The organism is Streptomyces sp. NPDC004752 (genome assembly GCF_053601275.1).
Genome location: NZ_JBSGBN010000060.1, coordinates 1 through 24274 on the forward strand (window position 1 = coordinate 1; position 24274 = coordinate 24274).

Annotated in this window: 19 protein-coding genes and 1 riboswitch; of the genes, 7 read left to right on the forward strand and 12 right to left on the reverse strand. The window is 73.5% G+C overall.

Going from position 1 to position 24274, the window contains the following annotated elements; all coding sequences use genetic code 11:
- Positions 1-1062 (reverse strand): precorrin-6y C5,15-methyltransferase (decarboxylating) subunit CbiE (gene cbiE, locus ACWEKM_RS24265; protein ID WP_451623351.1); only part of this gene is annotated, 1062 nt, incomplete at its 3' end.
- A 5-nt stretch (positions 1063-1067) separates the two neighbouring features.
- Positions 1068-1886 (reverse strand): precorrin-4 C(11)-methyltransferase, encoded by an 819-nt coding sequence (gene cobM / locus ACWEKM_RS24270; protein WP_451623301.1) that lies wholly within the window; start codon positions 1884-1886, stop codon positions 1068-1070.
- Between the two features lie 95 nt (positions 1887-1981).
- On the opposite strand from cobM, the gene ACWEKM_RS24275 reads away from it, so the two are divergent.
- Positions 1982-2896, forward strand: coding sequence for a ZIP family metal transporter (locus ACWEKM_RS24275; protein ID WP_451623302.1), 915 nt, complete (start codon positions 1982-1984; stop codon positions 2894-2896).
- A 335-nt stretch (positions 2897-3231) separates the two neighbouring features.
- Here ACWEKM_RS24275 and cobI read toward each other — a convergent pair whose 3' ends face one another.
- From cobI to ACWEKM_RS24320, 9 genes are all read right to left on the reverse strand, one after another.
- Positions 3232-3963 carry a precorrin-2 C(20)-methyltransferase gene (gene cobI / locus ACWEKM_RS24280; RefSeq protein ID WP_451623303.1) on the reverse strand — a complete coding sequence of 244 codons (732 nt, stop codon included), beginning with the start codon at positions 3961-3963 and terminating at the stop codon, positions 3232-3234.
- A complete protein-coding gene (locus ACWEKM_RS24285; protein WP_451623304.1) occupies positions 3960-5336 on the reverse strand; it encodes a cobyrinate a,c-diamide synthase in 1377 nt (458 codons plus the stop codon). The genes cobI and ACWEKM_RS24285 overlap by 4 nt, the downstream gene beginning before the upstream one ends.
- Positions 5330-5929 carry a cob(I)yrinic acid a,c-diamide adenosyltransferase gene (cobO, locus tag ACWEKM_RS24290; protein WP_451623305.1) on the reverse strand — a complete coding sequence of 200 codons (600 nt, stop codon included), beginning with the start codon at positions 5927-5929 and terminating at the stop codon, positions 5330-5332. The genes ACWEKM_RS24285 and cobO overlap by 7 nt, the downstream gene beginning before the upstream one ends.
- Positions 5929-7959, reverse strand: a complete 2031-nt coding sequence (locus tag ACWEKM_RS24295; protein WP_451623306.1) for a putative cobaltochelatase — start codon at positions 7957-7959, stop codon at positions 5929-5931. Before ACWEKM_RS24295 ends, cobO begins: the two co-directional genes overlap by 1 nt.
- Before the next feature lie 169 nt (positions 7960-8128).
- Entirely contained in the window at positions 8129-11779 is a 3651-nt protein-coding gene (gene cobN / locus ACWEKM_RS24300; protein ID WP_451623307.1) for a cobaltochelatase subunit CobN, read from the reverse strand.
- Positions 11776-13326: a cobyric acid synthase gene (locus ACWEKM_RS24305; RefSeq protein WP_451623352.1), complete on the reverse strand. Its 1551-nt coding sequence runs from the start codon at positions 13324-13326 to the stop codon at positions 11776-11778. The genes cobN and ACWEKM_RS24305 overlap by 4 nt, the downstream gene beginning before the upstream one ends.
- Before the next feature lie 20 nt (positions 13327-13346).
- Positions 13347-14288: a cobalamin biosynthesis protein gene (locus tag ACWEKM_RS24310; RefSeq protein WP_451623308.1), complete on the reverse strand. Its 942-nt coding sequence runs from the start codon at positions 14286-14288 to the stop codon at positions 13347-13349.
- A gap of 101 nt (positions 14289-14389) precedes the next feature.
- Positions 14390-14529, reverse strand: a riboswitch (cobalamin riboswitch).
- 156 nt (positions 14530-14685) lie between these two features.
- A complete protein-coding gene (locus ACWEKM_RS24315; RefSeq protein ID WP_451623309.1) occupies positions 14686-14907 on the reverse strand; it encodes a hypothetical protein in 222 nt (73 codons plus the stop codon).
- A gap of 72 nt (positions 14908-14979) precedes the next feature.
- Entirely contained in the window at positions 14980-16284 is a 1305-nt protein-coding gene (locus ACWEKM_RS24320) for an anion permease (RefSeq protein WP_451623310.1), read from the reverse strand.
- Between the two features lie 149 nt (positions 16285-16433).
- Here ACWEKM_RS24320 and ACWEKM_RS24325 point away from each other — a divergent pair, with 149 nt between their 5' ends.
- The 3 genes from ACWEKM_RS24325 to ACWEKM_RS24335 all read left to right on the forward strand — a co-directional run bounded on the left by ACWEKM_RS24325 (position 16434) and on the right by ACWEKM_RS24335 (position 19993).
- Positions 16434-17123, forward strand: a complete 690-nt coding sequence (locus ACWEKM_RS24325) for a class II aldolase/adducin family protein (RefSeq protein ID WP_451623311.1) — start codon at positions 16434-16436, stop codon at positions 17121-17123.
- Between the two features lie 144 nt (positions 17124-17267).
- The gene (locus ACWEKM_RS24330; RefSeq protein ID WP_451623312.1) at positions 17268-18395 is read left to right on the forward strand and encodes an alpha/beta hydrolase; all 1128 of its coding nucleotides are present in this window, start codon (positions 17268-17270) and stop codon (positions 18393-18395) included.
- A gap of 158 nt (positions 18396-18553) precedes the next feature.
- Positions 18554-19993 carry a hypothetical protein gene (locus ACWEKM_RS24335; protein ID WP_451623313.1) on the forward strand — a complete coding sequence of 480 codons (1440 nt, stop codon included), beginning with the start codon at positions 18554-18556 and terminating at the stop codon, positions 19991-19993.
- Positions 19994-20009: 16 nt separating this feature from the next.
- Here the strand turns inward: ACWEKM_RS24335 and ACWEKM_RS24340 are convergent, their stop codons facing one another.
- Entirely contained in the window at positions 20010-20423 is a 414-nt protein-coding gene (locus ACWEKM_RS24340) for a VOC family protein (protein ID WP_451623314.1), read from the reverse strand.
- A 788-nt stretch (positions 20424-21211) separates the two neighbouring features.
- Between ACWEKM_RS24340 and ACWEKM_RS24345 the strand changes: the two genes are divergently transcribed.
- The 3 genes from ACWEKM_RS24345 (at position 21212) to ACWEKM_RS24355 (ending at position 24143) form a co-directional block, all read left to right on the forward strand.
- Positions 21212-21895 (forward strand): hypothetical protein, encoded by a 684-nt coding sequence (locus tag ACWEKM_RS24345; protein WP_451623315.1) that lies wholly within the window; start codon positions 21212-21214, stop codon positions 21893-21895.
- Between the two features lie 92 nt (positions 21896-21987).
- The gene (abc-f, locus tag ACWEKM_RS24350) at positions 21988-23586 is read left to right on the forward strand and encodes a ribosomal protection-like ABC-F family protein (protein ID WP_451623316.1); all 1599 of its coding nucleotides are present in this window, start codon (positions 21988-21990) and stop codon (positions 23584-23586) included.
- Between the two features lie 335 nt (positions 23587-23921).
- Positions 23922-24143: a helix-turn-helix domain-containing protein gene (locus tag ACWEKM_RS24355; RefSeq protein WP_004002281.1), complete on the forward strand. Its 222-nt coding sequence runs from the start codon at positions 23922-23924 to the stop codon at positions 24141-24143.
- The last annotated feature ends 131 nt before the right edge of the window (positions 24144-24274 follow it).

Genomic DNA, 24274 nt, shown 5'->3' on the forward strand with positions numbered 1-24274 from the left:
CACCCGGTCAAGGGCGGCCACGGCGACCACGACCGCCCGCCGGGCCCGCCGGGCGCACTCCGTGACGACGGCGGGCAGCTCCCGGCCGCCACCGCCGACGAACACGGCGTCGGGGTCGGGGAGCCCGGCGAGCACGGCCGGCGCCGTCCCGTGCACCACCCGTACGTCGACGCCGTGCGCCGCCGTGTTGGCCCGGATCCGCTCGACGCCGTCCGCGCTCTTCTCGACCGCCACGGCGGCGGCGCCGAGCCGCGCGCACTCCACCGCCACCGAACCGGAGCCCGCGCCGACGTCCCACACCAGGTCGCCCAGGCGCGGGCCGAGCCGGGCCAGGGCCAGCGCCCGCACCTCGAACTTGGTGATCATCGAATCGCGGTGGGCGAACTCGGCCTCGTCCAGGGCCCACCGGGACGGCCGGGCGTCCGGCCCGGCCACCGTCCGCGCCGCACCCGGCGCCCGGGACTCGTCCAGGCAGAGGACCACGCTCACCGCCGCGCCCCAGTCCCGGGCGGCGGCCTCGGCGGGCGTGACCCGCTCCACCCGCTCACCGGCCGGGTCGCCGAGCGCGCTCGCCACGACGAGGACCCGGTCCGCGGCGCCGAGCGCGGCCCCCAGCTCGGCGGGCCCCGCGCCCGGCCCGGTCAGCACGGCCACCTTGGGATGCGCCCGGCAGGCATTGACGGCGGTGCGCAGCGCACGCCCGTGCGCGCTGACCACGACCGCGTCGTCCCAGGACAGCCCGATGCGTGCGAACGCCGTCGCGACCGACGAGACACCGGGCCGCACATCGAGCAGCCCGGACCCGAACCGCTCGGCCAGCGCCCGCACGATCCCGAAGAACCCCGGATCCCCGGAGGCCAGCACCACGACCGGCCGGGCCGCCTCGACATACCCCGCGATGGTGTCGAGGGCGCGTCCGAGCGACCCGAGCACCAGCCGTTCGGCCCCGCCCGGCAGGCGTACGGAGTCCAGATGCCGCCGCCCGCCCACGATCAGCGCGGCACCGGCCAGGGCGTCCTGCCGGACCGGCGCCCCCGTACCCGTGCCCACGACGGTGATCAGCGGTGTCATGTGGTCGCGCCCCGCTCGCGCAGCGCCCTGCGGGCCTCGGGATCGGCCCTGCGGAAGCCGTGGAAGTGACCGGGATGGTAGAGGTGCGAGCGGGTGCCGTGCGCGTCCAGGGCCGGGCCGACCAGGAAGAGCGTGTGCTTCCACAGCCGGTGCTCCTTGACCGTCTCCTCCAGCGTGCCGACCGTGCAGCGCACCACCAGCTCCTCGGGCCAGGTCGCCTGGTACGCGACCACCACCGGCGTGCTGGTCGGATAGCCGCCCTCCAGCAGTTCCCGCACCAACTGCCCGCTGCGCGCGGCGGACAGGAAGACCGCCATGGTCGTGCCGTGCCGGGCGAACTCGCGCACCTCCTCCCCGGGCGGCATCGGGGTCTTGCCCCCACCGAGCCGGGTGAGCACGACCGACTGCGCCACCTCGGGGACGGTCAGCTCGCGCCGCGCGATCGCGGCGACCGCGGAGAACGCGGAGACGCCGGGCACGACCTCCGTCTCGATCCCGATCTCCGCGCACCGGTCGAGCTGTTCCTGGGTGCCGCCCCACAGCGCCGGGTCGCCGGAGTGGACGCGCGCGACCCGCAGCCCTTCGGCATGGGCCTGCCGGTAGACGGCGACGACGTCCTCCAGCGCCAGGGCCGCCGAGTCCAGGATCCGCGCGTCCTCGCGGGCGTGGTCGAGGACCTCCGCCTGGACCAGGCTGGCCGCCCAGATCACCACGTCGGCCTCGGCGATGGCGCGTGCGGCACGGAACGTCAGCAGGTCGGCGGCGCCGGGGCCGGCACCGACGAAGGTCACCTTGCCGGTGGGGGCATCGGCCATGGGAAAGGGTCCTCTCGTACGAAATGTCAGAGTTGGTGTCGGGGGCGCGCGGGCCGGATGCGCGCGGTCGGCGGCCGATCGGATAGCAAGGGCCCATGGCTGTCTTCGTCGCGCTCGGCGCGTTCCTGATGACGCTGGCCGGCGGCTGGGCGGCACAGCGGGTGACCGACCGCCGCCACCTGGTGCTGGGCCTGGCCGGCGGCCTGATGCTGGGTGTGGTGGGTCTCGACCTGCTGCCGGAGGCGCTCGCGGCGGCCGGCCGGGAGGTGTTCGGAGTGCCGGCCGCCCTGCTGCTGTTCGTGGCCGGCTTCCTCCTGGCGCATCTGGTGGAACGCCTCCTGGCGACCCGCCGCACGGCCCACGGCGGCACGGAACATGGCGGCACGGAACACGCGGTCACCGCGCCGCCCGCGACGGACCGGGCGGGCGGCCCGGCCGCGCCCCTCGGGCGGCCAGGCTCTCCCGCCCCGTCCCTCGGGCGGCCAGGTTCCCCCCCGCCCGGCCTCGCCCCCGCGGGGGCGTCCGCGGCGCCGCCCCGCACGGGCGCGCCCCCGCATGCCCACGACCACCGCTCGCCCGAGGTGGGGCTCACCGCGGCCGGCGCGATGGTCGGCCACAGCGCCATGGACGGCGTGGCCATCGGCGCCGCCTTCCAGGTCGACGGCGGCATGGGCGTGGCCGTGGCGCTCGCGGTGATCGCCCACGACTTCGCGGACGGCTTCAACACGTTCACCCTCACCAGCCTGTACGGCAACGCGCGCCGCAGGGCGCTCGCGATGCTGTTCGCCGACGCGTGCGCCCCGGTGGCCGGCGCCCTGTCGACGGCGCTCTTCACCATCCCCGAGCAGGCGCTCGGCGGCTATCTCGGGCTCTTCGCCGGGGTGCTCCTGTACCTCGCCGCGGCCGAGATCCTCCCCGAGGCACACCACCGGCACCCCGCCCGCTCGACCGTGCTGTGCACCGTGGCCGGGGCCGCGTTCATCTGGCTGGTGGTGGGCGTCGCCGGCTGAGGGCACCCCGACGTCTGAGGGCACTCCGACGGTGCTCACGGTTTGCCGCCCCGTGAGCCGTCGCGTCGGGCGGGCGCGATGGGTGTGGGTATGTGTGGCGGTGGCGTTCCGCCGGGGTGGTGGCGGGCCGGGTCGCCGGTTGGGGGCACTTTGACGGCGGACGGTTGAGGGCATTCCGACGGCGCTCACAGTTTGCCGCCCCGTGAGCCGTCGCGTCGGGCGGGCGCGATGGGTGTGGGTATGTGTGGCGGTGGTGTTCCGCCGGGGTGGTGGCGGGCCGGGTCGCCGGTTGGGGGCACTTTGACGGCGGACGGTTGAGGGCACTCCGACGGCGCTCACAGTTTGCCGCCCCGTGAGCCGTCGCGTCGGGCCGGTGCGATGAGCGTGGACAGGTACGGCAGCGGCGCCCCGCCGAGGTCGGCGGCGGGCCGGATCGATTCCTCCGGCAGGCCCAGCGCCGAACCCCACACGGCGTCCTGGAGCCGCCCGGTCTCCCGCAGCGCCTCGGCCACCTCGCCGGCCCGCCGCCCGAACTTGTACGCGACGACCGTGCCGGGCCCGGCCAGCGCGTCCTTGAGCACGGCCGCCCCGGCGGTCACCGGCACCAGCGTGAGCGGCTCGGTCCCCTCGGTCAGCACGGCGCCCGACCGGGCCGCGAGATCCTGCATGGCGGTGATCCCGGGCACCGTCTCCACAACGGTCCCCGGCACCAGCTCCGCGACCGTCTGGGCGAGATAGGTGAAGGTGGAGTACACGTTCGGGTCGCCGATGGTCGCGAAGGCGACGGACCCCACCTCCCGCAGCAACCGCGCGACCCGCTCCCCGGCCGTGTCCCAGGCGGCCTCCCGCCGGGCTCGGTCGGTGCGCTCGTTGAGCGCGAACACCACCCGGACCACCTTCTCCACGGGCACGTAGTGCAGCACGGTCGCCTCCGCGCGCCCGGGCTCCCCGGTGTCCATCACCGGTACGACCACGACAGCGGCGGCGCGCAGTGCGTTGACGCCTTTGACGGTGACGAGTTCCGGGTCGCCGGGGCCGACGCCGATTCCGGTGAGTGTGTTGTTCATGTGGTCCGGCACCTCTCCACGAACCGGTGGGCCGTGCCGGGTTGCGCGGCCCAGTGCGTGTGCAGATAACTCGCGTGCACCCCTTGCTGCACAAAACCCTCGACGCGCCGCTTCGGACCCCGCACGCCCCACGCCGGGGCCGTCCCCGCGCCCGGCGCGACGACGGTCCGGTGGAACTCGTGCCCCCGCATCCGCGTCCCCACCCCCGCCAGCACGCTGTCGCTGACGGCGACCGCGTCCCGGTAGCCGAGGGTGAGCCGCTCGGTCATCCGCGCGGTCGCGTCGAGCACCCCGCACATCGGCAGCCCGTCCAGCTCCCGGCACAGATACAGCAGCCCCGCGCACTCGGCGGCGACGGGAGCACCGGACTCGGCCAGGGCGGCGACCGCCCCGCGCAACGGCTCGTTGGCGGACAGCTCGTCGGCGTACTCCTCCGGGAACCCGCCGCCGATGACCAACCCGCGGGTGCCCTCCGGCAGTTGCTCGTCCCGCAGCGGGTCGAAGGGGACGACTTCGGCCCCGGCGGCGGTGAGAAGTTCGGTGTGCTCGGCGTAGCAGAAGGTGAACGCGGGACCACCGGCGAGGGCGACTCTCGGCGCCGGCTGCTCAGCCGACGGGTCCTCGCGGAGGCCGGGCGAGCCGGGGGTCCAGGGGGCGGCGCCCGCCGGCAGCGGACCGGCGGCGCGGGCCAGTGCTTCCAACGCGCTCAGGTCACACCCCTCGGACACCAGCGCCGCCATCGCCCGCACGGCGTCCACCGCCGCGGCCCGCCGTTCCGTGACCGGCACAAGACCCAGATGCCTGGACGGCGTCGACACGGCCGTGGCCCGCCGCAGCACCCCCAGCACCGGCACCCCGGCCGACTCCAACGCCTCCCGCAGCAGCTCCTCGTGCCGCTCGGACGCCACCTTGTTCAGGATCACACCGCCGATCCGCAGCTGCGGATCCCAGGACGCGAACCCGTGCACCAGCGCCGCCACCGACCGTGACTGCGCGGACGCGTCCACCACGAGCACGACCGGCGCCCGCAGCAGCTTCGCCACCTGTGCCGTGGAGGCCAGCTCGCCCTCCCCGGCGGCGCCGTCGTACAGCCCCATCACGCCCTCGACGACGGCGATGTCACAGCCGTGCGCCGCGTGCGCGAACAGCGGGCCGATCAGCTCGGGACCGCACAGATACGCGTCGAGGTTGCGGCCCACCCGCCCGGTGGCGAGCGCGTGATAACCGGGGTCGATGTAGTCAGGACCGACCTTGTGCGGGGACACGGCGAGCCCCCGCCCGGCCAGCGCCGCCATCAACCCGGTGGCGACCGTGGTCTTGCCACTGCCCGACGCGGGCGCGGCGACGACCAGACGGGGTACGGATGTCACCATTCGATGCCCCGCTGGCCCTTCTGGCCCACGTCCATGGGGTGCTTGACCTTCGACATGTCGGTGACGAGGTCGGCGAAGTCCACGAGCGCGCCCGGCGCGTTCCGCCCGGTGATCACCACATGCTGGGTGCCCGGCCGGTCGCGCAGCACCGCGACCACCTCGTCCGTGTCCACCCAGCCCCAGTGCATCGGGTACACGAACTCGTCGAGCACATACAGCCGGTACGTCTGCGCCGCCAGGTCCCGCTTGACCTGCGCCCAGCCCTCCTGGGCCTTCTGCTCGTTGTCCAACTGCGCGTCCCGCTGGACCCAGGACCAGCCCTCGCCCATCTTGTGCCAGGCGACGGACCCGCCCTCGCCGGAGTCTCCGAGCACCCGCAGCGCCCGCTCCTCGCCGACCTTCCACTTGGCCGACTTGACGAACTGGAACACCCCGATCGGCCAGCCCTGGTTCCAGGCGCGCAGCGCCAGCCCGAAGGCGGCCGTGGACTTGCCCTTGCCGACGCCCGTGTGGACCACGACGAGCGGACGGTTGCGCCGCTGACGCGTCGTCAGACCATCGTCCGGCACCACACTCGGCTGTCCCTGCGGCATTACGCGGCCCTCCTCGACGTCCCCTGCACATCCCTGACAAGACCGGCGATGGAGTCCGCCCGCAGCTCGTCCAGCGTGACGGCCGTACCGTCCAGCTCACCCGCGAGCCGCCCGGCGAGCCCGAGCCGCACCGGCCCGGACTCGCAGTCCACGACCACGGACGCGATCCGCTCGGCCGCGAACAGCCGCGCCGCGCGCCCGGCGAGGGCGACCGGCTCGGGGCCGCCGGTGGCGCGCCCGTCGGTCACCACCACGACCAGCGCCCGGCGCGCCGGATCCCGCAGCCGCTCCACCCGCAGCACCTCGTGCGCCTTGAGCAGCCCGGCCGCGAGCGGCGTCCGCCCGCCGGTCGGCAGCGACTCCAGCCGGGCCGCCGCCGTGTCAACCGACGAGGTCGGCGGCAGCGCGACATCGGCCGCCGCACCCCGGAACGTCACCAGCCCCACCTTGTCCCGCCGCTGGTAGGCGTCGAGCAGCAGCGACAGCACCGCGCCCTTCACGGCGCCCATCCGCTGCCGTGCCGCCATCGACCCGGAGGCGTCCACCACGAACAGCACGAGATTGGCTTCGTGACCCTCTCGCACCGCTTGCCTGAGATCGTCACGACGCAGCAGAAGCCCAGGTCCGGTGCGGCCACGCGCCCGCTGGTGCGGGGCGGCGGCCTGCACGGTGGCGGCCAGATGCAACTTGGTCAGCGCGCCCTGGGGCCTACGGGCCCCGGTGGTGCGCCCTTGCTCGGTCCGCGCCCGCGACCGCCGCCCGGCGGCGCCCTCGCCGATCCCCGGCACGCTCAGCACCTTGGTCCTGAACGGCTCCAAGGCCCGTGCGGCCGACTGCTCCCGCCCGCCGGACGTCTGCGGCTCCCCGCCCTCGCCGGCCTCGGGCCGTGCGGTGCTGTCCCCGCCGCCCTGGGGGCCGCTGTCGGGCGCCGACTGCCCACCACCGCCTCCGGGCCCATCGGGACCGGGATCGGGATCGTCGTCTCCCTCTCCCTCTCCCTCGCCTTTGCCGTCGCCGTCGCCGGAGAACTCCTCCAGCGTCTGGTCCAGCCTGTCCTCGTCCAGGCCCGGCGCGTCGAACGGATTCCGCCGCCGCCGGTGCGGCAGCGCGAGCAGCGCCGCCTGCCGCACGTCCTCGGCGAGCACGTCCGTCCGCCCGGCCCAGGCCGCCAGCGCGGTCGCCGTGCGCGCCATCACGATGTCGGCCCGCATGCCGTCCACCTCGAACGCGCTGCACACCGCCGCGATCTGCCGCAGCGCGCCATCGCCCAGCTGCACCTGCGGCAGCAGTTCCCGAGCCGCGAGGATCCGTTGCCGTACGGTGGCCTCTTCGCCGGCCCAGCGCGCGGCGAAACCGACGGGGTCGTCGTCGTAGGCGAGCCTGCGCCGCACGACCTCCACCCGCTGCTCCGGCTCCCGCGAGGCGGCCACCTCGACGGTCAGCCCGAACCGGTCCAGCAACTGCGGGCGCAGTTCGCCCTCTTCGGGGTTCATGGTGCCGACCAGCAGGAAACGCGCGGCATGCCGTACGGAGACGCCCTCCCGCTCGACGTAGGAGGCCCCCATCGCCGCCGCGTCCAGCAGCAGGTCGACCAGGTGGTCGTGGAGGAGGTTGACCTCGTCCACGTAGAGGATGCCGCGGTGCGCCTGCGCCAACAGGCCCGGCTCGAAGCTCTTCACGCCTTCGGCGAGGGCGCGTTCGATGTCGAGCGCCCCTACCAGCCGGTCCTCGGAGGCGCCGACGGGGAGTTCGACCATGCGCGCGGGGCGAACGACGCCGTTGCCCGCCTCGTGCGGCCCATCCGGGCACGCCGAGTCGGGCGAGGCCGGGGCACAGGAGAAACGGCAGCCCGGCACGACGGCCACCTCGGGCAGCAGCGCCGATAGCGCGCGCACGGCAGTGCTCTTCGCGGTGCCCTTCTCGCCGCGAACGAGGACTCCGCCAACCGCGGGGCTCACCGCGTTGAGAAGGAGTGCCAGGCGCAGATCGTCCTGTCCGACGATGGCAGTGAACGGGTACGGCGCGCTCATGCGGTGAACACTCCTTCGGGTGACGTGGCACAGAACGAATCACGCTCTGGCTGTAGGCATGCCATGGTCGAGACTTGGTCCCCGCCGACGCGGGGATGGTCCCGCGGCAGAGCTGCACCAAGACCTACACGTCGAGTGCTCCCCGCCGTCGCGGGGATTCGCAGGGAGATCACGCGTCTCCCTCCAGGTCTCCCTCAAGTTCGAGGTAGGTCGCCCGGAGCCGGTCCAGGGTCTCCTGGTCCGGTTCCGCCCACAGCCCGCGGTCGGCGGCCTCCAAGAGCCGCTCCGTGATCCCGCGCAGTGCCCACGGGTTGGACTTCCTCATGAAGTCCCGGTTCTCGGCGTCGAAGACGTACTCGGCGCCGAGCCGCTCGTACATCCAGTCGTCCACCACCCCCGCCGTGGCGTCGTACCCGAACAGGTAGTCCACGGTCGCCGCCATCTCGAAGGCGCCCTTGTAGCCGTGCCGCCGCATCGCCGCCATCCAGCGGGGGTTGACGACACGCGCCCGGAAGACCCGGTGCGTCTCCTCGCCGAGCGTCCGCGTCCGCACCTGATCCGGCGTGGCCGAATCGCCCACGTACGCCTCGGGGTTGACGCCTGTCAGATGCCGCACCATCGCGACCATGCCGCCGTGGTACTGGAAGTAGTCGTCCGCGTCGGCGATGTCATGCTCTCTCGTGTCGACGTTCTTCGCCGCTACGGCGATCCGCCGGAACGCCGTCTCCATGTCCCCGCGGGCCGCCCGCCCGTCGAGTCCGCGCCCGTAGGCATAGCCGCCCCACACCGCGTACACCTCGGCGAGGTCCGCGTCCGAGCGCCAGTTGCGGGCGTCGATCAGCGGCAGCAGACCGGCCCCGTACGCGCCCGGCTTGGAGCCGAAGATCCGGGCCGTCGCGCGCCGCCGGTCGCCGTGCTCGGCGGTGTCCTCGTCGGCGTGCGCGCGCACGAAGTTCCGGTCGGCCGGCTCGTCCAGCTCGGCCACCGCCCGTACCGCGTCATCGATCAACCCGACCACATGCGGGAACGCGTCCCGGAAGAAGCCGGAGATACGGACCGTGACGTCGATGCGGGGCCGGCCGAGTTCGGCGAGCTGCACGATCTCGAATCCGGTCACCCGGCGCGAGGCGTCGTCCCAGACCGGACGGCAGCCCAGCAGGGCCAGAATCTCCGCGATGTCGTCGCCCTGGGTGCGCATCGCGGACGTGCCCCACACCGTCAGGCCGACGGACCTGGGGTACTCCCCGGTGTCCTTGAGGTAGCGCTGCACCAGGGAGTCGGCGAGCGACTGGCCGACCTCCCAACTCAGCCGGGACGGAATGGCCTTGGGGTCGACCGAGTAGAAGTTCCGGCCGGTCGGCAGGACGTTGACCAGCCCGCGGGTGGGGGAGCCCGACGGGCCCGCCGGGACATAACCGCCGTCCAGCGCGCGGAGGATGTGCCCGATCTCGTCGCTCGTCCGGGCCAGCCGTGGCACCACCTCGGTGCAGGCGAACTCCAGCACGGCCACCGCGTCCGGGAGTTCGCCGCCCAGCACCTCGCGCACCAGGGGCGCGCTCTCGGCCGTCGCCCAGCCGCGGGCCTCCATGCTCTCCGCGATCCGCCGGCACAGCTGCTCCAGCAGGTCGATCGCGTCGGCGGCGGTCCGGGACGGGCCCGCCACCAGGTCCGTCAGCTCCACCGGAACCTTCACCGGCGCGCCCGGCTCGGCCAGCAACTCCTTCTCGACCAGCCCGAAACGGGCGGCGAGGCAGGCCCTGAGCCCCGGCAGGGCGCCTGCCTGCCCGCCCCACACCTGGGACGCCCGCAGGACGGCCAGCACCAGGTTCACGCGCGGCTCGCCGACCGGGCCGCCGCCCAGCACATGCAGGCCGTCGCGGATCTGCACGTCCTTGATCTCGCACAGATAACCGTCGATGTGCATGACGAACTCGTCGAACTCATCATCGTCCGGCTGCTCGTCGACATGCAGATCGTGCTGGAGTTCCGCTGCCCGAACGAGCGTCCAGATCTGGCTGCGCACCGCCGGTGCCTTCGCCGGGTCCAGGTCGCAGACGAGCGCGTACTCGTCCAGTAGCTGCTCCAGCTTGGCCAGTTCGCCGTAGGTGTCGGCGCGGGCCATCGGCGGCACGAGGTGGTCGACGATGGTGGCGTGGCCGCGCCGCTTGGCCTGAGTGCCCTCGCCGGGGTCGTTGACGATGAACGGGTACACGAGGGGCAGCTCGCCGAGCACGGCGTCCGGGGCGCAGCCGGCGCTCAGGCCGAGGCCCTTGCCCGGCAGCCACTCCATCGTGCCGTGCTTGCCCATGTGCACGATCGCGTCGGCGCCGAAGTCGTTCTCCAACCAGCGGTAGGCCGCCAGGTAGTGGTGGGACGGCGGCATGTCGGGGTCGTGGTAGATCGCGATGGGGTTCTCGCCGAAGCCGCGCGGCGGCTGGATCATCACGACGACGTTCCCGAACCGCAGGGACGCGAGCACGATGTCGTCCCCGTCGACATAGAGGCCGCCGGGCGGCTCGCCCCACGCCTCCAGCATGGCGCCGCGCAGCTTCGGGTCGAGCGCGTCGAACCACGCCCGGTAGTCGGCGAGCGGCACCCGGGCGGTCGCGGCGGCCAGCTGCTCCTCCGTCAGCCACTCGACGTCGTGCCCGCCGGCCGCGATCAGCCGGTGGATCAACTCGTCGCCGCCCGCGGGGTATTCGGTGAGCGAGTAGCCCGCGTCGCGCAGCGCGTCCAGCACCCGCACCGCCGACGCGGGCGTGTCCAGACCGACCGCGTTGCCGACCCGGGAGTGCTTGGTCGGATAGGCGGTGAAGACGAGCGCCAGCTTCTTGTCGGCGTTCCCCTTGTGCCTCAACCGCGCGTGCCGTACGGCGATTCCGGCGACCCGACCGGCCCGCTCGGGGTCGGCGACGTACACGGGCACGTCGTCCGGTCCCCGCTCCTTGAAGGAGAACGGCACGGTGATCAGCCGTCCGTCGAACTCCGGGATGGCGACCTGCATCGCCGCGTCCATGGGGGACAGGGCGGCGTCGGACGCGTCCCAGGCGCTGTGCGAGGAGGTGAGGCAGAGCCCTTGCAGCACCGGGATGCCGAGATCGGCGAGCGCCCCGACGTCCCAGGCTTCCTCGTCACCGCCCGCCGACGCCTGCGAGGCGTGGGTGCCGCCCGCGGCGAGCACGGTCGCCACCAGCGCGTCGGCCCGGCCGAGAATCGAGTACAGCCCGGCGTCCGCGCCGCGCAGCGAACCGCAGTACACGGGAAGGGCGTTGGCGCCGCGCGCCTCGATCGCGTCGCACAGGGTGTCCACGAAGGCGGTGTTGCCGCTCAGCTCGTGGGCCCGGTAGAAGAGCACGCCGACGGTCGGGCGGCCCGCGACGGGGACCCGCTCGCCGTGGACGCCGTACTCCGGCATCTTCCGCGGCCCGTCGAAGCCCTCACCGGTCAGCAGCACGGTGTCGGACAGGAACCGGGCGAGTTCGGTGAGATTGGCGGGTCCGCCCTCCACCAGATAGCGCAGCGCCTCGGCGACGACACCCGCGGGCACGGACGACTCGGCCATCAACTCGGCGTCCGGGACGGCCTCGCCGCCGAGCAGCACGGTCGGCACCCCGGACGCCTTCAGCACGGCCAGCCCGTCCTCCCAGGCCCGCTTGCCGCCCAGCAGCCGTACGACGGCGAGGCCGGCCCGCCGCAGCAGCGCCGGAAGCTCCTCGGCGACATCGATCCGGGTCGGGTTGCCGATCAGGTAGGGCGCGCCGGAGGCACGCGCCGCCAGCAGATCGGTGTCGGCGGTCGACAACAACAACACTGTGCTCATGCGGGCGCTCCCGGTGGAATGAAGGGCAGTCCTCGTGGCGCGCCCGACTCGATGAGCCGCCACAGCGCGTCCGTGTCCGCGTGCTGTTCGATCAGGTCGCCGAGCCGGTCGAGCCGCCGCTCGCGCAGCGCGGCGAAGGACGTGTCACCGGCCGGTACGAAGCGGCGGTCCGCGGCGGCCGCCACCTCGCGCAGAAAGGCCCGCCGGAAGCCGTCCGACTCCAGCGCGCCGTGCCAGTGCGTGCCCCAGGTCCGGCCGACCCGGCAGCCGTCCAGGAAGGGCTCGCCGCCGATGACGTCGGCGACGCCGTGATGGATCTCGTAGCCCTCGACGTGCTCGCCGAGCGCTGTGCCAAAGGGCCGGGCGAGGGTCTTCTCGGGGGCGAACCGCACCCGCACCGGCAGCAGGCCGAGCCCTGGCACCTGCCCGGCGCGCGACTCGACCTCGTCCTCGATGTGCTCGCCGAGGATCTGGAAGCCGCCGCAGATGCCGAGGACCGGGCGGCCCTCGCGGGCCCGGCGGGTGAGCGTCCGGGCCAGCCCGCGCTCCCGCAGCCACTGAAGGGCCCGGACGGTGCCCCGGGTCCCGGGGACGACGACGAGGTCCGCGTCGGCCAGTTCCTCCGGCCGGTCCACGAACCGCACCACCACGCCCGGTTCGGCGGCCAGCGCGTCCACGTCGGTGAAGTTGGACATGAGCGGCACGGCGCACACGGCGACCCGCAGCACGTCCGCGCCGACGGGTTCGGCGACCGCCGACTCCCGCACCGCGCCGGGCGGCGAGCCCCGCCCCCCGGCTCTCGACTCCGCTCGGGCGGCGGGGACCCCCATCCCGTCCTCCTCGTCGATGCCGAGTCCGTGCCGGAACGGCAGGACGCCGTAGGTGTGCCGTCCGGTCAGGGCGTGCAGCATGTCGAGGCCCGGCGCCAACAGGCCCGCGTCCCCGCGGAACTTGTTGACGAGGAACCCGGCGACCTGTTCCTGGTCCTCGCGCGACAGCAGCGCCACGGTCCCGAAGAACGACGCGAAGACGCCCCCGCGGTCGATGTCACCGACCACCAGCACGGGCAGCCGCGCGCCCCGCGCGATGCCCATGTTCACGATGTCGGTGCGCCGCAGGTTGATCTCCGCCGGGCTCCCGGCCCCCTCGCAGATCACCGCGTCGTACGTGGACCGCAGCGTGGCGAGACAGTCGAGGACGGTCCCCAGCAGCCGCTGCTGCCGCCCACCGTGGTAGCCGCGCGCGCTCAGCTCGCCCACGGGCCTGCCCAGCAGCACGACCTGGCTGCTCTGTTCCCCGCCCGGCTTGAGCAGTACGGGGTTCATCAGCGCGGTCGGCTCGATCCGGCACGCCTGGGCCTGCATGGCCTGGGCCCGCCCGATCTCGGCGCCCTCCCGGGTGACGAACGAGTTCAGGGACATGTTCTGCGCCTTGAACGGCGCGACCTTGACCCCCTGCCGCACCAGCCACCGGCAGATCCCGGCGGTGACGACGCTCTTTCCGGCGTCGGAGGTGGTACCGGCGACGAGGAGACCACCACCGTTCATGACCGGAGTCCCTTCGCGGCTCATGACCGGTGTCCCTGCGCGGCCAGGCGCGCGGCGGCCACGACGCCGAGCGCGAGCAGCCCGACCCGGCGGGAGAGCCGTACGGCGCGTTCGATGTCCGGGGTGGTGACGGCACGGCCGCCGCCGTTGAGCACGGCCCGGTGCTCGACGCGCCCCCCGTACGAGAGGGTCCCGCCCATCCGCACGCCCAGCGCCCCGGCGAAAGACGCCTCGACGGGACCGGCGTTGGGGCTCGGATGCCGGCGGGCGTCGGCCCGCCACGCCCGTACGGCGCCCCGCGCGTCGGGCCCGCAGACGGCGGCGAGGGCGGCGGTGAGCCGCGCCCCCGGCCAGCCGGCGACGTCGTCGAGCCGTGCCGCGGCCCAGCCGAACCGGCGGTGGCGCGGCGAGCGGTGCCCGACCATCGCGTCGAGGGTGTTCACGGCCCGGAACCCGACGAGCCCGGGCACTCCGCCCAACGCCCCCCACACCAGGGCCCCGACGACCGCGTCGGAGGTGTTCTCGGCCACGGACTCCACGACCGCCCGGGCGATCCCGTCGGCGTCCAGGGCCTGCGGGTCCCGCCCGCACAGATGCGGCAGCCGCGCCCTGGCCGCCGTGACGTCCCCCGCCTGGAGGGCCCGCCCGACGGCCCGGGCCTCCCGGGCGAGCGAAGTCCCGCCCACTACCACCCAGGTGACGGCCCCGGTGAGCGCCACCGAGGCGGCGGGGGAGGCGCGTACGGCCCGCTGGGCCACGGCCCCGAGGGCCGCGGCGCCACCGACGCACACGGCGGTGTGCACGACTCCCCACCCGCGGTGGTCCCGCCACAGTGCCCGCTCCGCCGCGTCGGCCGCACGCCCGAACGCGGCGACCGGATGCCCGCGACGCGGATCGCCGACGAGCAGGTCACTGAGGAGGCCGAGGGCGGCGCCGTACGCGAAGACGCGATCGGCACGCACCGGCTCAGCCGGCCGTGGGGTCGGGAAGCGACCTGGTGCTGTATCTCAATCCGCAGCCGAGCATGGCGATATGTCCTCACTCAGGGTGTCCACGCCCTGGTTCGACGAGACCGGCGGTGAGAGTTCCTGGCTCCCGGGGAGTTCTACCCCGGTGACAGTGGCGGGACCGCGCCGGATTCGCACCGGCTTCCTCTCGTGCCGCCGTACATGGCTCCGGCAGTCCACCATGGCCCCGGAAGGGCCGTCAACTGCCGTTGACCTGCGAGGGGAGAGTGTGCCGAGGCTCATATCGGCACGGCCGCACGCAGCGCCCCGAAGGGGCGCGGGGAACTGCGCGACCAGCCACGACGGTGCCGCAGACGACCGACGGCACAGCGCGGCACATCCAGCGGAGCGCTTAGGCGGCGATCAGATGGATGCCGTAGCCCACCGCGGCGGCGCACGCCGCGAAGCACGCGCAGGCGGCGGTCAGCGCGAGGCCCCCGGAACCGCCCCGCGCCGCGGCCCGTTCGCGGTGCGACAGTCCGGCCACGCCGAGGGTGAAGAGGGTCACCAGCGCCACGGTGACCGTGAGACTGACGCCGAGGACGGAGCCGAGGGCCGCCCAGTCGATCTTCATGGTGATGCTTCCTTGGGTACCGGAGGGAGGGGAGCGGACCAGGAGGGGAGTGGACGAGGAGGGAGTGGACGGTCAGACGGCGGCGGTCGGCGGGGCGGCCTGGTCTGCGGCGGCGGTGGCGGCGGCCGGGGCTGCAGACACCGGCGGGGGCGAAGACGCGGAGGCCGACTGGGGCGAGGACGCGGAGACCGGCGGGGGCGGGATCGTGGCCGTCAGGTCGGCGGCCGGGGAGCCTGACCCCGGGGGCGGCGCGGCGGCGGGCGCCGCGGTCGGCTCACCGGTGTCGTTGACATTGCTGTGGTCGACGACCTCGCGCCGGGAGACCTTCCAGATCGCGGCGCCCGCGCCGACCAGGAAGACGCCCACGCACCCGGTGCCCCAGTCGCCCAGCTCCGTGACGGTCTCCGCGAGCGCGCCTGCCAGCGCGGCGGCCGGCAGCGTCAGCGCCCAGGCGACGAACATCCGGGTCGCCGTGGACCAGCGGACCACGCCGCCCCTGCGGCCCAGGCCCGCGCCCATCACGGAACCGGAGACGACATGCGTGGTGGAGAGGGAGAAGCCGAGGTGCGAGGAGGCCAGGATGGCGGTCGCGGCGCTGGTCTGCGCGGCGAAGCCCTGCTGCGGCCCGAGGTCGGTCAGGCCCTTGCCCATGGTGCGGATGATCCGCCAGCCGCCGAGGTAGGTGCCGAGCGCAATGGCGAGACCCGCGGAGAGGATGACCCAGGTGGGAGGGTTGGAGCCGGGGGCGAGGGCGCCGCCGGCGATCAGCGCCAGCGTGATGATGCCCATCGTCTTCTGGGCGTCGTTGGTGCCGTGGGCCAGGGAGACCAGGCCCGCGGAGGCGATCTGGCCGGCCCGGTAGCCCCGCTCGGCGGCCCTGCCGTCCGCCTGCGCGCCGAGCCGGTACGACAGGCGGGTGGCGAGCAGCGCCGCCACGCCCGCGACGACCGGGGCGGCGAGCGCCGGGATGAGGACCTTGGTGACGAGCACGTCGCCGTGGACGGCGCCCGCGCCGGCGGAGGCGAGGGTGGCGCCGATCAGACCACCCATCAGGGCGTGCGAGGAACTGGAGGGCAGGCCCACCAGCCAGGTCAGCAGGTTCCAGAGGATCGCCCCCACCAGGGCGGCGAAGATGACCTCGGGACGGATGCCGCTCTCGTCGACGAGACCTTTGGAGATCGTGTTGGCGACCTCCACGGAGAGGAAGGCGCCCACCAGGTTGAGGGTGGCGGACAGGGCCACCGCCACCTTGGGCTTGAGCGCACCGGTCGAGATGGTCGTGGCCATCGCGTTGGCGGTGTCGTGGAAACCGTTCGTGAAATCGAACGCGAGTGCGGTGAGCACCACAATCGCGAGGATCAGCGAGAAGTTTTCCATTTACCCAGGCAATCGTTCGAAGTCATCGACCGGTTGAACGTAGGAAACCTGAATGAACGGAAGATGAACCATGAGGGGACTTGTGGTGTCGTGCGGGGCGGGTGTGCCCGCCCGTTGAAGAGATCCGGGTCACCCGGCAGGATCACGGCATGGCGGAACAGCGGCGGGAGCGGCGGACGGCGACACGGGGCGCGGGGCACGAGGAGGCGCGCGCCTGGGAGGAACTGGTCGGCGCGGCCCGCCGCACCGTGTCCGACGGACTGGTCGTCGGCACCTCCGGGAACGTCTCGGTGCGCATCGGCGACACCGTGCTGGTCACGCCCTCGGGCGTGCCGTACGACCGGCTCACGCCGGACGATGTGACCGGTGTGGACCTCGACGGCCGACAGGTGCTCGGCACGCTGGTGCCCACCAGCGAACTGCCCATGCACCTCGCCGTCTACCGCGCCACGGACGCGCGCGCCGTTGTCCACACCCACGCCGTGCACGCCACGGCCGTCTCGACGCTCGTCTCCGAACTGCCCTCGATCCACTACATGTCGGCGGCGCTCGGCGGCCCCGTCCGGGTCGCACCGTATGCCACGTACGGCACCGAGGAACTGGCCCGGAACATGCTCCGCGCCCTCGCCGACCGCTCCGGCTGCCTGCTGCGCAACCACGGCACCCTCACCTACGGCGGCACCCTCGACCAGGCATACGACCGCACCGCCCAGCTGGAGTGGATGTGCCGTCTGTGGCTGACGGCGTCCTCGGTACCGGGCCACACCCCCACCCTCCTGACCCCGGACCAGCTGACGGAGGTGGCGGAACGACTGCACGACTACGGCCAGCGCCCCTGACCCCCCGGCACGCGGAAAGACACCCCCGCACTCACTCACAACGGCATCCATCCACTCCCTTCAGGGGCGCGGGGAACTGCGCAACCGGCCAAAGAACCCCCGCTCCCGCTGGCCGACCGCGCGGTCCGCCGGGAGACTGGTGGCGTGCGCACTGTCACAGTGACGGCCGCCGCCGTCACCGCGGCCCTGGCAGCCGGTGCGGCCAGTGTGGCCGCCGGGCGGCTGGCCAGCGACGCCGCGCTCAAGGCGCCGGCCGGTCGGCCCCTGCCCACCGAACCCCGGCTCACCGTGCACGCCACGGCCGCGGGACAGATCACCCTCACCCGCGACCTGGCCTCGCTGCGCCCCGGCACCTACGGCCTCGCGGGCAACGGCTCGCACGCCGTCGTCGGACCCGTCCTGGAGTCCGTGCGGAGCACCGCCGACACCGTCGTACGCCGCCTGCACGGCGTCACCCACGGCACGCTCAGGGCCGGTGACAAGGTCTGGCTCACCCCGAACGTGCACGTCGGCAACCCGGCCTCCGCCCTCGACCTAGACCACGCGGACATCGACGTGCCCGGCGAACTCGGCCCACTGCCCGCCTGGTTCGTGCCCGGCCGGCGGGACATCTGGGTGATCGCCGTGCACGGTCTGGGCACCACCCGCGAACAGGCGCTGAACGTCATGGAGTTCCTGCACCGCAGGCGCCTTCCGGTGCTCGCCCTCGCCTACCGCGGCGACCTCGGCGCACCCCGCCGACCCGACGGTCTGAACCACTTCGGCGAGACCGAGTGGCGCGACCTGGACGCGGCGATCCGCCACGCCGTCCGGCACGGCGCCGACCGCGTGGTCCTGCTCGGCTGGTCCACCGGCGCCACCATGGCTTTGCGCGCCGCCGCCCGCTCGCCCGAACGCGACCGCGTCGCCGGGCTCGTCCTCGACTCACCGGTGCTCGACTGGCAGGCCACACTGCGCGCCCTGGCATCGGCCCGCCACGCGCCGGACGCCGTGCTGCCGCTCGCCGTGCGCGCCGCGCAGGGGCGCACCGGACTGCACCCCGACGGCCTCGCCGACACCGCCGACCCCACCCGGCTCGACGTGCCCACCCTGATCATCCACGGCCCCGGCGACACAGTGGCCCCCTGGGTGCACTCCCGGTGCCTCGCCGACCGCCGCCCGGACCGGATCGCCCTGCACACCGTCCCGAACGCCCCGCACGCGGCCATGTGGAACGCCGATCCCGAAGAGTACGAGGAACAGCTGCGCCGGTTCCTGACGCCGCTCATGTAATCCATGACGCCGTCCATGCAATCCATTCCGTTTAACTCCGTACCGGTGGCCTGATCATGGCCCGTCCAGCCCGACCGGACACCGTGCATTGGCCACCCCCGTCGCGCGCCGTGACATTCCGTTTGGGTTTTCGGACCGTCAACCGGAAGACTGCCCCCGTGACGTCCCGTATCCCGCGCGACTCCAGGCTTCGACTCGTCCGACCGCGACCCCTGGCCGCCGCCCCCACAGCTGTGAACCAGCGGCGCTCACGCCGCCCCGCACCCCGGCCTCCGGAAGGCACGCCCGCCCCCGCGGAGCTGGCCAGAATGGCTCGCTCCGGCCTGGCGGGCGCGGCCCGCGTAGCCCACTGGGCCGATGCCGCCCTCGGCCCCGGCCGCGCCGGTGCCACCGAGGACGGCAAGGCCATCCTCTCCGACACGACCGTCGAACGGGCGGCCGACGATCTGAACCTGACCGTGGCCCAGGTCCGGGCCGACTGGGACACCGCCCGCCTCGCCGGCCTCGTCGAGGTGCACGGCGACAGCGCCCGCCCCGGCTGGCGGCTGCGCGCCTGGAACCGGGACGACAGCGCCGTACTGCGCGGCTGGGTCGCGCTCTTCGACGCCTGGTCGCTGGCCCACCCGGAACCCGCCGAGCAGGAGCACGCGGTCGTCGCGGACGTGATCTCGGCCATGCCCCAGGCACTCTCCTTCCTTCAGCTGTCCGCCGGTCCGGTCCCGGTCGAGCAGCTCCTCGACCTGCTTCAACAGCGGGTCACCGAACTGCGTACCAAGCGCTGCGAAGTCCCCTACGAGTCCGGCCCGGGCGACGCCCCCGGCGCCGCGCTCCCGACGGCGGGCGCGCCCGCCGTCCCGGCGCCCGCGCCCGCCGAGGACGCCCTCCTCGCCCCGGTCCTCGACTGGGCCCTGCACGCCCTCGCCTCCGTCGGCGCCCTCACCTACGGCGAAGGCCAGGCCACCCTCACCCCGCTCGGCAGCTGGGCGGTATGGGTCAAGCTGGAGCAGATCTGCGTGGCCGCGCAGAGCCCCGCCGGGAACATCGAGCAGTCCGCCGAGGACATGCTCCGCGGCTGCGCCCAGCTCCGTCCCAACGCCGCCCGCGCCGAGTACCGTGCCTGGCTCGCCGCCCGCCCCGTCGGGAGCGCCGTCACCGAACTGATCGAGGCCGCCCGCGGCGACGACGCGCTGCTGCGTGGCCTCGCCTTCGAGGCGCTGCGGGTCGTCGGCGCCCCCGCCGAGCCCGATGTGCACGGCGTCGTCGACGAGCCGACGCTGCGGCCCTACGCCCTGCTGTGGCTGGCCGAGCACGACGGCGCCGACCCGGAGGACGCCCACGAGGTCCTCACCCGCGAAGAGGCCACCTGGCTGTGGGTCGACACCGCCGCCGCCGTCGCCGACCACGGGGAGACGTCGATGCTCGTGCGCCACCTGGAGTCCGCGGTGCAGCCCACCGTCCCGCGGCTGCTCGCCGAGGTGCGCGCGGTGGGGCACCCGCGCACCGTGCAGGTCCTGGTCGCACTCGCCGCCGCGCACCCCGACCCGGCGCTGGCCAAGGCGGTGCGCCGGGCCGCCTTCCAGGTGCACACCGGCGGATAGGGCGCGCCGGAGCGGATCAGATCCCTATCTCGGGGGCGTACGTCCCGAAGCTCCAGATGTTGCCCTCGGCGTCCCGGGCCGTGTAGTCCCGGGAGCCGTAGTCCTGGTCCGTCGGGGGCATCAGGATCTCCGCGCCGTGGTCCACGGCGCGCTGGTGGTGCGCGTCGACGTCGTCCACCACGATGTACACCCCCGCCGGCCCCGCGTCCTTCATCAGTGTGTCGAAGACACCGCCGCGGCCCTTCGAGCCCAGCATCACCGCGCCGTTGCCCTGCACCAGCTCGGCGTGCAGCACCGAGCCGCCCTCTCCCTCGTACACCGACAGCTCGGTGAATCCGAATGCCTCCGTGAGCTGCTTGATCGCCGCTTTGGCGTCCGCGTACAGCAGCGTCGGATAGATACTCGGACGCCCTCCGCCCGTGCCTGCCATGCCGATCACTCCCCTGTGAACATGTCGCACCTATGTCCGTCGACGGGCCGGTCGGTCCCATGGATCCGGCCTGCCGCCCAGTCTTGCACCCGGCACCGACAACGCCCGGCGACAACCGACCCGCGCTTCACCGGAACGTGTCGCACCGCATGTCACCGCTGCTGCTGCTGCCGCCGCTGTGCCGGGTCGTATGTCCACGTCCCCGGCCTCACCCGTCCCTCGGCCCGTCCCTCGGACCGCTCCTGGAGCCGGCCCTGGCTCCGGTCGTCGCCCACGGCCGCCGTGGCGTCCGGCCCGTCGTGGATGTCCGTGGTCGTCAGGCCCGTGATCGGCGGTCACGAGAAACCGGACGGAGGGCAGAACAGAAGGCAGAACAGAAGGCAGAACAGAAGGCAGAACAGGGGGCCGAACGGGGGGCCGAACGGGGGACGGGCCCGCCGCCCGCCCGCCGTGTCGCGTCGGCCCGCCCCGCCGCCCTGCCCCGCCTGGCTACGCTCTGCGCCTGTTCAGTGGGCCAGGGTGCCGAAGGGGGCGTGGTGGTCGTCCTACCGCGGCGCGAGACACCATGGGCGCGCCGGGCCGCCCGACGGCGCACCCGCATCCCAGGAGGACCGGACGGACCGCACGGACCGGACGGACCGGCTGAACTGGACGGACCGGCAGGACCGGCAGGAACCCCGCGCGGCGGGGGAGGGCGGGGAGGCATTCTGCGCGGCCGGGGAGGACCGGGAGGGACGCGGCGCGGTCGGCCGGGCCGTGCGCCCGCCCCCGCTCCGGCCCTCGGCCTCGTGCCCGCAGTGCTGACCGTCCCCGCCGTCCTCGCCCTCGTGGCCGTGCTCCTCGTCGCGGCCCACCACCTGCGCCCCGCCGCCCCCTACGGGGACCGCCTCACCGCGCACGGCCCCCAGGGGCACGCCGTGTCGGTGGTCCGCACCCGCGGCGCGGCCGTGGAGGCGTACGACCCGGTCGACGGCGAGCGGCGCTGGCGCTACGCGCGCGAGGGCCGCCGCCCGCTCGGCGTGCTCCCCGCGCGCGGGCACACCATCGCCCTCTGGGACGACGGACTCGTCACCGACACCGACGGCCGCTCCGTGCGCTGGCACCGCGCCCTGCCCGCGGCGGCCGACTGGCTCGCCGCGCACGGCGCAGCGGGCGTGCTGCGCACACTGCCCCGCGGCATGCTCGCCGTGGTCACCCCGCGCCGCATCACCGCGTACCGCACCGCCGACGGGGACCTGCGCTGGGTCCTGCCAGCGCGCGAGGGCTGCGCGTTCCGCCCCGACCGCGCCGTGCGGCACGGCCCGAACCTGCTCGTCGCCCAGCCCTGCGCGCGGGGCGCCTGGACCGATCAGCTCGTCGCCGTCGACGACCTGGGGCCCGTCGGCCCGCACCGCACGCCCCTCGGCAACAAGGCGCCGGGCCGGGGAACGAGGCACCCGAACCCGGGAAAACCGCTTGCGCCGCCCCGTTAGACTGACCCCTATGGCCATTCTCCTCGCGCATTAGACGGCGGGAACGTCCTCAACCGCCCATCCCGCCAACGACTTCGCCCTGGAGTCTGTCCGTGATTTCCGCCTCCGGCATCGAGCTGCGCGCCGGTGCCCGCGTCCTCATCGAGAACGCCACCTTCCGCGTCGCCAAGGGCGACCGCATCGGACTCGTCGGCCGCAACGGCGCCGGCAAGACCACCCTCACCAAGGTCCTGGCCGGCGAGGGCATCCCCGCCGGCGGGACCGTCACCCGCTCCGGCGAGGTCGGCTATCTGCCGCAGGACCCGCGCACCGGCGACCTCGACGTCCTCGCCCGCGACCGCGTCCTGTCCGCGCGCGGCCTCGACGTGCTGATCCGCAAGATGCGCGAGAACGAGCAGCGCATCGCCACCGGCACGGGCGCCACCCGCGACAAGGCGCTGAAGCAGTACGAGCGCCAGGAGACCGAGTTCCTCACCAAGGGCGGGTACGCCGCCGAGGCCGAGGCCGCCACCATCGCCGCCGCGCTCAATCTGCCCGACCGGGTGCTCGGCCAGCCGCTGCACACCCTCTCCGGCGGTCAGCGCCGCCGTATCGAGCTGGCCCGGATCCTGTTCTCGGACGCCGACACGCTGCTGCTCGACGAGCCCACGAACCACCTCGACGCCGACTCCATCGTCTGGCTGCGCGACTACCTGAAGACCTACCGCGGCGGCTTCATCGTCATCTCGCACGATGCCCACCTGGTCGAGACGGTCGTGAACAAGGTGTTCTACCTGGACGCCAACCGTTCGATGATCGACGTCTACAACATGGGCTGGAAGCTCTACCAGCAGCAGCGCGAGGCCGACGAGAAGCGCCGCAGGCGCGAGCGGCAGAACGCCGAGAAGAAGGCCGCCGCGCTCAACGCCCAGGCCGACAAGATGCGGGCCAAGGCCACCAAGACCGTCGCCGCGCAGAACATGGCACGCCGCGCCGAGAAGCTGCTGTCCGGCCTCGAAGCGGTCCGCCAGTCCGACAAGGTCGCCAAGCTCCGTTTCCCGGAGCCCGCGCCCTGCGGCAAGACCCCGCTGATGGCCGAGGGCCTGTCGAAGTCGTACGGCTCGCTGGAGATCTTCACCGACGTCGACCTCGCCATCGACAAGGGTTCGCGGGTCGTCATCCTGGGTCTCAACGGCGCGGGCAAGACCACCCTGCTGCGGCTGCTCGCGGGCGTCGAACAGCCGGACACCGGCATGGTCGTTCCCGGCCACGGCCTCAAGCTCGGCTACTACGCGCAGGAGCACGAGACCCTGGACGCCGGCCGCACGGTCCTGGAGAACATGCGCTCGGCCGCTCCCGACATGGACCTGGTCGAGGTCCGCAAGGTGCTGGGCTCGTTCCTGTTCTCCGGCGACGACGTCGACAAGCCGGCCGGAGTCCTCTCCGGCGGCGAGAAGACCCGTCTCGCGCTCGCCACGCTCGTCGTCTCCTCGGCGAACGTGCTGCTCCTGGACGAGCCGACCAACAACCTCGACCCGGCCAGCCGGGAGGAGATCCTCGGCGCGCTGCGCACCTACACGGGCGCGGTCGTCCTGGTCACCCACGACGAGGGCGCGGTGGAGGCGCTCCAGCCGGAGCGGATCATCCTGCTGCCGGACGGCGTGGAGGACCTGTGGGGCGCCGACTACGCGGACCTCGTCACCCTGGCTTGATCGAATGAATGATCCACTGTGTATGGATCATTCGGCCCATTGCTGATCCATCATCTGTGTGAGATCTCCTCGTCTCCGAGTGTGTCTTACATCAATTTCACGGCCGATCCCTTTGTCGACAAGGGATCGGCCGTCGTGCGTCTCTGACCTGGCACTTCACCGATGAACCCGTTCGGCGGTATCGGCGGCTGGCATCGGAACCACTGATTCCACTTGTGGGGATGTGCTCCTGTCGTCAAAACCGTGTCTTACGGACCTTGCCGAATGGGTGGCCATCGGGCCCAAGAGGGGTGATCATGAGGGGACCAGAGCGCACTTCCCATGAGGAGGCACGGGTGGCCGAGACTCTGAAGAAGGGCAGCCGGGTGACCGGCGCCGCGCGCGACAAGCTCGCGGCAGACCTGAAGAAGAAGTACGACTCCGGTGCGAGCATCCGGGCGCTGGCCGAGGAGACCGGCCGCTCGTATGGCTTCGTACACCGGATGCTCAGCGAGTCGGGTGTCACGCTCCGTGGGCGTGGCGGAGCGACCCGGGGCAAGAAGGCCGCATCGTCCTGACCCCGGGCGGCCCATCGGCTTCGATGGTGGCCACCCGGCCGGTCCTCCCACAGTGCCCTTGAGGGGCCCGGGAGCATCTCAGATCGGCCGGGTGGTTACTGTGCAGTCACTTGGCATGCCGTACGGCACTG

Bases quoted from the DNA above. Each gene is read 5' to 3' on its own strand.
- ACWEKM_RS24315 (WP_451623309.1), bottom strand. From the start codon at position 14,907: ATGAAGATCGACTGGGCGGCCCTCGGCTCCGTCCTCGGCGTCAGTCTC.
- ACWEKM_RS24320 (WP_451623310.1), bottom strand. From the start codon at position 16,284: ATGGAAAACTTCTCGCTGATCCTCGCGATTGTGGTGCTCACCGCACTC.
- ACWEKM_RS24295 (WP_451623306.1), bottom strand. From the start codon at position 7,959: ATGAGCGCGCCGTACCCGTTCACTGCCATCGTCGGACAGGACGATCTG.
- ACWEKM_RS24285 (WP_451623304.1), bottom strand. From the start codon at position 5,336: ATGGTGACATCCGTACCCCGTCTGGTCGTCGCCGCGCCCGCGTCGGGC.
- ACWEKM_RS24275 (WP_451623302.1), top strand. From the start codon at position 1,982: ATGGCTGTCTTCGTCGCGCTCGGCGCGTTCCTGATGACGCTGGCCGGC.
- cobN (WP_451623307.1), bottom strand. From the start codon at position 11,779: ATGAGCACAGTGTTGTTGTTGTCGACCGCCGACACCGATCTGCTGGCG.
- cobO (WP_451623305.1), bottom strand. From the start codon at position 5,929: ATGCCGCAGGGACAGCCGAGTGTGGTGCCGGACGATGGTCTGACGACG.
- cobM (WP_451623301.1), bottom strand. From the start codon at position 1,886: ATGGCCGATGCCCCCACCGGCAAGGTGACCTTCGTCGGTGCCGGCCCC.
- ACWEKM_RS24325 (WP_451623311.1), top strand. From the start codon at position 16,434: ATGGCGGAACAGCGGCGGGAGCGGCGGACGGCGACACGGGGCGCGGGG.
- ACWEKM_RS24305 (WP_451623352.1), bottom strand. From the start codon at position 13,326: ATGAACGGTGGTGGTCTCCTCGTCGCCGGTACCACCTCCGACGCCGGA.
- ACWEKM_RS24340 (WP_451623314.1), bottom strand. From the start codon at position 20,423: ATGGCAGGCACGGGCGGAGGGCGTCCGAGTATCTATCCGACGCTGCTG.
- cobI (WP_451623303.1), bottom strand. From the start codon at position 3,963: ATGAACAACACACTCACCGGAATCGGCGTCGGCCCCGGCGACCCGGAA.